Below are 9520 nucleotides of genomic sequence, written 5' to 3'. Positions count from 1 at the left end.
CATCGTGGAAACGACTTCGCGGGTCTGCTGGTCGATCAGGGAAAGCGTCGCTTCGGCCGAGTTGAGAACGATCACGTTATTCGCGTGGGCGGCGGGCGCCAGGACGGCGGCGGCCAGCGCGAGCGTGCGGCCGAGGGAAAGGAAAGTGCGCATGAAGACTCACGTCGTGGAACAGCAGTCATTGTAGAACGTTCGGCGGGCCCCGCCGGTTGACCCATGCCGGCATTGCGCCGCTTCGACGCACGCCCCGCCTGCCGGACGAGCCGCGGCAGCAGGCGCCGTGCGGCCGGCCGGGGCCGGCCGCCGATGCCGGCCCGGCCCATCGAAGTTGCGCTAGCGCTGCATCGACTCCCAGACCTTGTGCAGACGCTTGACAGAGACCGGCATCGGCGTGCGCAGTTCCTGCGCGAACAGCGAAATCCGCAGTTCCTCGAGCAGCCAGCGGAATTCCGCGAGCCGCGCATCGGCGACGCCGCCGCGCTGCGACACCGCGCGCTGGTACTGCTGGGCGAGCGGCAGCAGGTCGGCCGACTGCTTCGCGTCGCGCGCCGGATCGGCCTTCAGCTTGTCGATCCGCAGCGCGATGCCCTTCAGGTAGCGCGGGAAGTGCGCAAGCTGAGCGTAAGGCGTGTCGATCACGAAACGCTTGCCGACCAGCGCGGCCAGTTGCTGCTGCAGGTCCGCATGGGCCTGCGCGAACGGCTTCGCCTGCGCGAGCTTCTTCACGAGGCCCGCGTATTCGGCCAGGATCTGCCCGACGAGCCGCGCGATTTCCTGCGCGAGCAGGTTCAGGCGGCTGCGGCCCTCGTCGCGGCGCGCGTGGAAGCTCGCGTCGTCGTCGGGCAGCGGGTCCTGCAGGCACGCGCGGTCGAGCGCCGTATCGATCAGCTGGTCGCGCAGCTCGTCCTGCGTGCCGAGCGACATGTACTGCATCGCCATCTCGCGCAGGCCCGGCAGGTTCTTTTCGAGGAACTTGATCGGCTCCTTCAGCTGCAGCGCGAACAGCCGCCGCAAGCCGGCCCGGTGGATGCGCGCGGCCTCCTCCGGCGAATCGAACACCTCGACGTCGCAATGCGTGCCGCGGTCGACGAGCGCCGGATAGCCGTACAGCGTCTGGCCGCGCCGGCGGATTTCCAGCAGCTCGGGCAGCTTGCCGAAATTCCACGTCGTCAGGTTCTCGTACAGCGCGGTCGCGCCGGTTTCCGCCGCGGTGGCCGTCTGCGGCGCCGCGCCCTTGCCCGGCTTGCCGCCCTTCGCCGCCGAACCCGGCGCGGCAGCGGGCGCCGGCGTATCGCCTGCGTCGCCCGCGCCGGCATCGGCGCCGCCGGTCGCGATCGTCGACGCCGCCGCGATCTTCTGGAACTGCTGCTGCGCCTGCGCGCCCAGTTCCTGGCGAAGCTGCGCGAGATTGCGCCCCATCGCGAGCTGGCGGCCGTGCTCGTCGATCACCTTGAAGTTCATGAACAGGTGCGCGGGCAACGTCTCGAGCTTGAAGTCGGCCGTTTTCATCGCGACCTGCGTCTCGCCGCGCACGTCGGCGATCAGCGCCTCGACGAGCCCACCCGCACCGAAGCGCTCGCGGCCCATCCGCTCGACGAAGCCGGCCGCGTACTCGGGCAGCGGCACGCAGTGCCGGCGCAGCTTCTGCGGCAGCGACTTCAGGAGCAACTGCACCTTTTCCTTCAGCATCCCCGGCACGAGCCACTCGCAACGGCGCGCGTCGACCTGGTTCAGCGCGAAGAGCGGCACCGCGAGCGTCACGCCGTCGCGCGGCGTGCCCGGCTCGAAATGATACGTGAGCGCCATCTCGACGCCGGCCATCGTCGCGCGCTTCGGAAACAGGTCGGTCGTGACGCCGGCCGCCTCGTGGCGCATCAGGTCGTCGCGCGACAGGTACAGCAGCCGCTGCTTGTCCTCCGCCTGGCCGCCCTTCTTCACCTCGTCGCGATACCAGCGCTCGAACGCGGCGCCCGTGTGGATGCCTTCGGGAATCGCCTGGTCGTAGTACGCGTAGATCAGCTCGTCGTCGACCAGCACGTCCTGGCGGCGCGACTTGTGTTCGAGCTGCTCGATGTCGGCGAGCAGCTTGCGGTTGTGCGCGAAGAACGGCAGCTTCGTGTCGAATTCGCCTTCGACCAGCGCACCACGGATGAACAGCTCGCGGGCGCGCGCCGGGTCCTGCTTGCCGAACGCAACGCGCCGCCGGTGGTAGATCGGCAGCCCGTACAGCGTCGCGCGCTCGAATGCGCTGACCTGCGCCGGACGCTTCTCCCAGTGCGGCTCCGACAACGATTTCTTCAGCAGGTGCGCGCCGATCTTCTCGACCCACTCGGGCTCGATCTTCGCGAGGCAGCGCGCGTACAGCCGGCTCGTCTCGACCAGTTCGGCCGCCATCACCCAGCGGCCGGCCTTCTTCGCGAGCGCGGAGCCCGGCCACAGGTAGAACTTGATGCCACGCGCGCCAAGGTAATGCGGATCGTCGTCGGCCTTCATCCCGAGGTTGCCGAGCAGGCCCGTCAACAGGGCCAGATGAATCTGCTCGTAGGTGGCCTCGACTTCGTTGAGTCGCCAGCCGTGCTCGCGCACGACCGTCAGCAGCTGCGAATGGACGTCGCGCCATTCGCGCAGCCGCAGGTGCGACAGGAAGTTCTGCCGGCACGCGTCGATCAACTGGCGATTCGACTTCTTGTGCGCGACGGCCTCTTCGAACCACGCCCAGATCTTCAGCCACTGCAGGAATTCGGAGCGCTCGTCGGCGAACCGGCGATGCGCGTGGTCGGCCTGCTCCTGCGCCTCGATCGGGCGGTCGCGCGGGTCCTGCACGGACAGCGCGCTCGCGATGATCAGCACCTCGCGCAGCGACTGCTGGTCGCGCGCGGCGAGAATCATCCGGCCGACGCGCGGGTCGAGCGGCAGCCGCGCCAACTCGCGGCCGAGCGGCGTCAGCGCGTTGTCGTCGTCGACCGCGCCGAGTTCGTTGAGCAACTGGTAGCCGTCCGCGATCGCGCGGCCGGGCGGCGGTTCGAGGAACGGGAACGATTCGATCGCCGTCAGGTGCAGCGATTTCATCCGCAGGATCACCGACGCGAGCGACGAGCGCAGGATTTCCGGGTCGGTGAAGCGTGCGCGCGCCTGGTAGTCGCTTTCCTCGTACAAGCGGATGCAGACGCCATCGGCCACGCGGCCGCAGCGGCCCGCACGCTGGTTCGCGGCCGCCTGCGAGATCGACTCGACCTGCAGCTGCTCGACCTTGTTCCGGTACGAATAGCGCTTCACGCGCGCGAGGCCGGTGTCGACCACGTAGCGGATGCCCGGCACCGTCAGCGAGGTTTCGGCCACGTTGGTCGCGAGCACGATCCGGCGCGCGTTCGACGCCTTGAACACCTTGTCCTGGTCGGCCGCCGACAGCCGCGCGAACAGCGGCAGGATCTCGGTGTGGCGGCGGATGATGCTTGCGCAGCGCCTCGGCCGCCTCGCGGATCTCGCGCTCGCCGGGCAGGAACACCAGCACGTCGCCAGGGCCTTCGCGGCACAGCTCGTCGACCGCGTCGACGATCGCGTCCATCAGGTCGCGCTCGGCCTCGCGCGCGGTCTTCACGCGATCGCGGCCGCCCGTGCCTTCGGCGTTCTTCACCGCCGGGCGATCCTCGGCCACCGGGCGGTAGCGCATCTCGACCGGATACAGCCGCCCGCTCACCTCGATCACGGGCGCCGGACGCTCGTCGGTACCGAAATGGCGCGCGAAACGGTCGGCATCGATCGTCGCGGACGTGACGATCAGTTTCAGGTCCGGCCGCCGCGGCAGGATTTCCTTCAAATAGCCGAGCAGGAAGTCGATGTTCAGGCTGCGCTCGTGCGCCTCGTCGATGATCAGCGTGTCGTACGCCTTCAGCAGCGGATCGGTCTGCGTCTCGGCGAGCAGGATGCCGTCCGTCATCAGCTTGACGGATGCGCCCGGCGCGAGGTTGTCGGTGAAGCGCACCTTGTAGCCGACCACCTCGCCGAACGGCGTGCCGAGTTCCTCGGCGATGCGGCGGCCGGTCGACGATGCGGCCAGGCGCCGCGGCTGCGTATGGCCGATCAGGCCCGTGCCGCCGGCGCCGAGGCCGCGGCCGAGATCGAGACAGATCTTCGGCAACTGCGTGGTCTTGCCCGAGCCGGTTTCGCCGCAGACGATGACAACCTGATGACCGGCGATCGCGCGCGCGATTTCGTCGCGCTTGCCCGACACGGGCAGGCTTTCGGGGTACGTGATCGGCGGGACGGGATTCGGTGCCACCGCGGCGCGCGGCGCACGCTCGCGGCGCGGGGCGCGCTCGCCGGTTGTCTGCGGCGCGCCCTTCGCGGCCGGCTGGCGCGCGTCGCCGCGCCGTTCGTCATTGCGCGGCCCGCGCGGTGCGGGTGCCGGCTTGCCCGCCGGCGTGCCCTGCTGCTGGCGCGACGGCTGGCCCTGCTGCTCGCGCGCATCGGCCGCACCATCCGGGTGCTTCGCCGACGGCGTATTGGCCCGCGTCGGCGCGGGACTTTTAGAAACATTCGACATGGGGGCGCATTATAATCCCGCCCATGAATTCCCAAACCGACCTCCCTCCCGCCCAGACCGGCGCCGCGACGCCGCCGGCCGCCGACGATTCGGCCGCCAGCCACGCGCAGTTCGTCGACTGGATGCGCTCCGTCGCGCCCTATATCCACAAGTTCCGCAACAGCACGTTCGTCGTGGGGTTCGGCGGCGAGGTGGTGCAGCAGGGTCTGCTGAACGCGCTCGTGTCCGACATCGCGCTGTTGCAGGCGATGGGCATCCAGATCGTGCTGGTGCACGGCTCGCGCCCGCAGGTCGAGGAGCAGTTGAGCCTGCACGGCGTCGAATCCGAGTTTTCGCACGGGCTGCGCATCACCGATGCGCGCGCGCTCGAATCCGCGAAGGAAGCGGCCGGCGAAGTGCGTCTCGACATCGAGGCCGCGATCAGCCAGGGTCTGCCAAACTCGCCGATGGCGCACGCGCACATCAGCGTCGTGTCCGGCAACTTCGTGACCGCACGGCCGGTGGGGATTCTCGACGGGGTCGATTTCGCGCACACGGGCATCGTGCGCAAGATCGACGCCGAATCGATCCGTCATTCGCTCGCGAGCCGCAAGCTCGTGCTGCTGTCGCCGCTCGGTTTCTCGCCGACCGGCGAGGCCTTCAACCTGTCGATGGAAGACGTGGCGTCGGCGGCCGCGATCGCGCTGCGCGCCGACAAGATCATCTTCCTGACCGACGGGCCCGGCATCGTCGACGACGAAGGCGAGCTGGTGCGCGAAATGTCGCTCGACGCGGCGGCCGAGCTGCTCGATTCCGGCAACATCCAGGGCGACGACGCGTTCTTCCTGAAGCACTCGATCCGCGCGTGCCGCGGCGGCGTGACCCGGGCCCACCTGATCCCGCAGTCGCTCGACGGCAGCATGCTGCTCGAACTGTTCCTGCACGACGGCGTCGGCACGATGATCTCGTACGAGAACCTCGAAAGCCTGCGCGAGGCGACGCCGGACGACGTCGGCGGCATCCTGTCGCTGATCGAGCCGCTCGAGTCCGACGGCACGCTGGTGCGGCGCGGCCGCCACCAGATCGAACGCGACATCGACCACTTCTCGGTGATCGAGCACGATGGCGTGCTGTTCGGCTGCGCGGCGCTGTACCCGTACCAGCAGGAGAAGATCGGCGAGATGGCGTGCCTGACGGTCGCACCGGAAGCGCAGGGCTCAGGCGACGGCGAACGCCTGCTCAAGCGCATCGAGCAGCGCGCCCGCGCGCGCGGCCTCACGCACATCTTCGTGCTCACGACGCGCACCGAGCACTGGTTCCTCAAGCGCGGCTTCGTCAAGGTCAGCGTCGACGACCTGCCGGAAGACCGCCGCAAACTCTATAACTGGCAGCGCAAGTCGCTCGTGCTGATGAAGCAGCTCTGAGCGCAGGCACGACTGCCCTTCCCCCCAGACACCGATTACAGGAGAAGTACACGATGGCTCGAATGATCCAATGCGCGAAGCTCGGCAAGGAAGCCGAAGGCCTCGATTTCCCGCCGCTGCCGGGCGAACTCGGCAAGCGCATTTACGAGAGCGTCTCGAAGGAAGCATGGCAAGGCTGGCTCAAGCAGCAAACGATGCTGATCAACGAAAACCGCCTGAACATGGCCGACCCGCGCGCGCGCCAGTACCTGATGAAGCAGACGGAGAAGTACTTCTTCGGCGACGGCGCGGACCAGGCGTCCGGCTACGTGCCGCCGACGGAAGGCTGAAGCGACGCTCGACTCGCGACGGCCGGCCGCGCCGATCTCGTCGTGACTTGAAGCAAACGCCCGAGCAAACGGCACCGTGGATCGCACGGTGCCGTTTGCTTTTGGGCTGCGTGATCGGAACGAGTCGAGGCTGCGCCACGCGCACTCGGTCCGACGCGCGATGCCGACGGAGCGCCGAATCACCGAATTGCCGAATCGCGAGCGTGCCGAATCACGCCGGCCTCCCCGGCTCACCCCGCCGGTTTCAACGTGCCGCGATCGTCCGGCTGCACCGGCTCGCCGACCGGACGATCGGCGCTCGCGCCTTCGGTGCCCCACTCGGCCGCATCGCTGCGCTCGGCGCTCGACAGCTCGTCGGCGCGATATCCGGTGCGATTGAGCAGCGCCAGCATGCACGCCAGCGACACGAGCGCGTACAGCCCCGACGCGATCGCGACGCCGACGATGCTGCCGGTCGCATTGAGAATCGCCTGCGCGAGCACCGGCGTGCCGCCGCCGGCGACCAGCGCGCTCAACTGATATGCGAGCGACAGGCCCGTATAGCGGATGTTGGCCGGGAACACGCGGGCGAGCACGCCGCCGACCGCACCATAGAACATCGCCGACGGAATCGTCGAGATGCACATGCCCGCGACGGCGACCCAGTACGAACGCGTCGCGAGCGCATGGAACATCACGGGCATCAGCACGATTTCCGGAATCAGGATCCAGCACATCGCGCGCCGCATGTCGACCTTCGACACGAACCACGCGCCGACCGGCTGCATCAGGAATTGCACGACGAGCGAGATCGACAGGATGCCGAGGAACGTGCCCTGCGCGTAACCGAGTTCCTTGGTCGCCCACGACAGAGCGAACGTGCTGCGGAAATACGTGACGTTGATCACCGGCAGCGTGCCGGCCGCGAGCAGCACGACGACCCAGTGATCGCGCACGACCTCGCGCAGCGGCAGCTTCACCGTGCGCTTGCGCGCGAGCACACGCTGCATGTCGACCGACTCCTCGAGCCTCAGCCGGATCACCATGCCGATGATCACGAGCACGGCCGACAGCAGGAACGGAATGCGCCAGCCCCACATCAGGAACGACGGGGTCGGCAGCGTGCTCAGCGCGAAGAATGCCGCCGTGGCCAGCAGGTTGCCGGTGGGCGAGCCTTGCTGCGCGAACGCCGCATACAGGATGCTGCGATGCTTCGGCGCATTCTCGCTCGCGATCAGCACCGCGCCGCCCCACTCGCCGCCGACCGCGATGCCCTGCAGCACGCGCAGCGCGACGAGGCCCGCCGGCGCCCAGACGCCGATCGACGCGTAACCGGGCAGCAGGCCGATGCCGGTCGTCGCGAGCCCCATCATCACCAGCGTGATCACGAGCGCGGTCTTGCGGCCGACGCGATCGCCGAGATGGCCGAACACGATGCCGCCAAGCGGCCGCGCGGCGAAGCCGGCCCAGAACGTGACGAACGCGAGCAGCGTCGCGACGCCGGGGTCCATCGTGCTCGAAAAGAACACCTTGCCGAACACGAGCGCCGCGGCCGTGCCGTAGATGTAGAAGTCGTACCACTCGATCGTGGTGCCGACGAACGCCGCGAGGGCGGCGCGGCCGGGCCGCGGTTGTGCTGCGGGCGGGGATTGCGGACGGCTCATCGATGTCTCCATATTGTGATGATCGGGGGCGCGACTCGCGCGCGCCTTTCCCGGGTGGCCGGCATCACGCCGCCGGCCGGCGGCGTCGTGTCAGTCGGGCGGCGACTCGCCGGCTGCCGTCTTCAGCACGCCGGCATCGAGCAGTTGTTGCTGAAGCACGCGATCGACGCCGAGCCGGTCGAGCACCGCGCGCGTGTCGCGGCCGAGCGCGGGCGGCGCCGACCGGTAGGTGGCCGGCGTGCGCGACAGCTTCACCGGCGACGCGGTGCCGCGATACGCGCCGATCTCGACGAACAGGTTGCGATGTAGCGCATGCGGATCGTGCGCGACGTCGGCCACCGTGCGCACCGGCCCGCACGGCACGCCGGCCGCCATCAGGTCGCGCGCGAGCGGCTCGCACGCGTGCGCGATGAGCCGCGCTTCCAGTTCGGCCTTCAGCTCGGGCCGGTGCGCACAGCGGCTGCGGTTGTCGACGAAGCGCGGATCGGCGGCGAGCGCCGGCGCGCCGAGATGCGCGACCAACCGTGCGAACTGCCGGTCGTTGCCGACCGCGAGGAAGATCGGCACGGTCGCCGTGCGGTAGCTGTCGTACGGCGCGATGTTCGGATGCGCGTTGCCGCTGCGTTCCGGCACGCGGCCCGAGCCGAAGAAATTCGGCAGGTGCGGATGCAGCAGCGACACGCCGCAGTCGTACAGTGCGACGTCGATCGACTGCCCGCGCCCGCTCTTCTCGCGCTCCGCGAGCGCCAGCAGGATGCCGGCGAGCGCGTTGAGCCCCGTGACCATGTCGACGATCGGCAAACCGATGCGGGTCGCGTCGCCGTCGCGTTCGCCGTTCACGCTCATCAGCCCGGCCATCGCCTGGATCACCGCGTCGTAGCCCGGCAGCCCGCCGAGCGGACCGTCGGCGCCGAAGCCCGTCACCGCGCAGTGGATCAGGCGCGGCAAGCGCGGCTGCAGGTCGCGTGCGTAGTCCATCCCCCAGCGCGCGAGCGTGCCGGGCTTGAAATTCTCGACGAGCACGTCGGCTTCTTCGAGCAGGCGCCACAGGATCGCGCGCCCTTCGTCGTGCGACAGGTCGAGCGCGAGCCCTTCCTTGTTGCGGTTCACGCCCATGAAGTACCACGCCGTGTCGCCGAGGAACGGCGGCCCCCAGCCACGCGTCTCGTCGCCGGCGGGCGGCTCGATCTTGACCACCGTCGCGCCGTGGTCGGCGAGCGCCTGCGTGCAGTACGGGCCGCCGAGCACCCGGCTCAGGTCGACGACCTTCAGGCCGTCCAGTGCGCCACGCGTCGGGTTCATCGCTCGACCTCCGGCAGCAGGTCGAGCGCCATGTCGAGCGCGACCGGCAGGCCGCGCAGCAGCGCGTCGGACGCGGCCGATTCGTCGTCGCGCGGGGCCGGCGCGAGCGGATCGACAGGCAGCAGCTTGTGCCGCACGATCAGGTGCGCGAGCGCGAGACGCCGGAAATCCGGCGCGAGCCGTGCGCCCTCGCAGGCCATCAGCACGGCCGCGCTCGCGTAATACAGCGCGGACGCGGCCTGCCGCACGCGCGCGTCGTCGCCTTCCCCGGCCACCCTCGCAAGTGCATCGCATGCCCGT

General features: G+C 69.3%; 4 protein-coding genes and 3 pseudogenes. 2 read left to right on the top strand and 5 right to left on the bottom strand.

The genetic code is table 11. The features are described 5' to 3' along the window. Both JMF90_RS11090 and hrpA read right to left on the bottom strand, forming a co-directional pair. Positions 1-153 (bottom strand): annotated as a pseudogene (locus JMF90_RS11090) (YncE family protein); the annotation flags it as partial. A gap of 180 nt (positions 154-333) precedes the next feature. Continuing rightward, a pseudogene (gene hrpA / locus JMF90_RS11085) lies at positions 334-4543 on the bottom strand (ATP-dependent RNA helicase HrpA). 23 nt (positions 4544-4566) lie between these two features. Here hrpA and argA point away from each other — a divergent pair. Further along, positions 4567-5946, top strand: a complete 1380-nt coding sequence (gene argA / locus JMF90_RS11080) for an amino-acid N-acetyltransferase (RefSeq protein WP_006497806.1) — start codon at positions 4567-4569, stop codon at positions 5944-5946. A gap of 53 nt (positions 5947-5999) precedes the next feature. Beyond that, positions 6000-6275, top strand: coding sequence for an oxidative damage protection protein (locus JMF90_RS11075; RefSeq protein WP_006478357.1), 276 nt, complete (start codon positions 6000-6002; stop codon positions 6273-6275). 230 nt (positions 6276-6505) lie between these two features. Here JMF90_RS11075 and JMF90_RS11070 read toward each other — a convergent pair whose 3' ends face one another. The 3 genes and pseudogenes from JMF90_RS11070 to JMF90_RS11060 all read right to left on the bottom strand — a co-directional run. Then, positions 6506-7918, bottom strand: coding sequence for an MFS transporter (locus tag JMF90_RS11070; protein ID WP_200161791.1), 1413 nt, complete (start codon positions 7916-7918; stop codon positions 6506-6508). A 90-nt stretch (positions 7919-8008) separates the two neighbouring features. After that, positions 8009-9220, bottom strand: a complete 1212-nt coding sequence (locus JMF90_RS11065) for a CaiB/BaiF CoA-transferase family protein (protein WP_200161790.1) — start codon at positions 9218-9220, stop codon at positions 8009-8011. Beyond that, positions 9217-9520 (bottom strand): annotated as a pseudogene (locus tag JMF90_RS11060) (DNA alkylation response protein); the annotation flags it as partial. The gene JMF90_RS11065 and the pseudogene JMF90_RS11060, both read right to left, overlap by 4 nt.

It is taken from the genome of Burkholderia sp. E168m23, assembly GCF_016586125.1.
Classification (GTDB): Bacteria; Pseudomonadota; Gammaproteobacteria; order Burkholderiales; family Burkholderiaceae; genus Burkholderia; species Burkholderia orbicola.
This window is presented reverse-complemented; position numbering and strand designations above follow the sequence as displayed.

Excerpts from the sequence above, each read along its gene's own strand:
- JMF90_RS11075 (WP_006478357.1), top strand. The coding sequence starts at position 6,000 with ATGGCTCGAATGATCCAATGCGCGAAGCTCGGCAAGGAAGCCGAAGGC.
- JMF90_RS11070 (WP_200161791.1), bottom strand. The coding sequence starts at position 7,918 with ATGAGCCGTCCGCAATCCCCGCCCGCAGCACAACCGCGGCCCGGCCGC.
- argA (WP_006497806.1), top strand. The coding sequence starts at position 4,567 with ATGAATTCCCAAACCGACCTCCCTCCCGCCCAGACCGGCGCCGCGACG.
- JMF90_RS11065 (WP_200161790.1), bottom strand. The coding sequence starts at position 9,220 with ATGAACCCGACGCGTGGCGCACTGGACGGCCTGAAGGTCGTCGACCTG.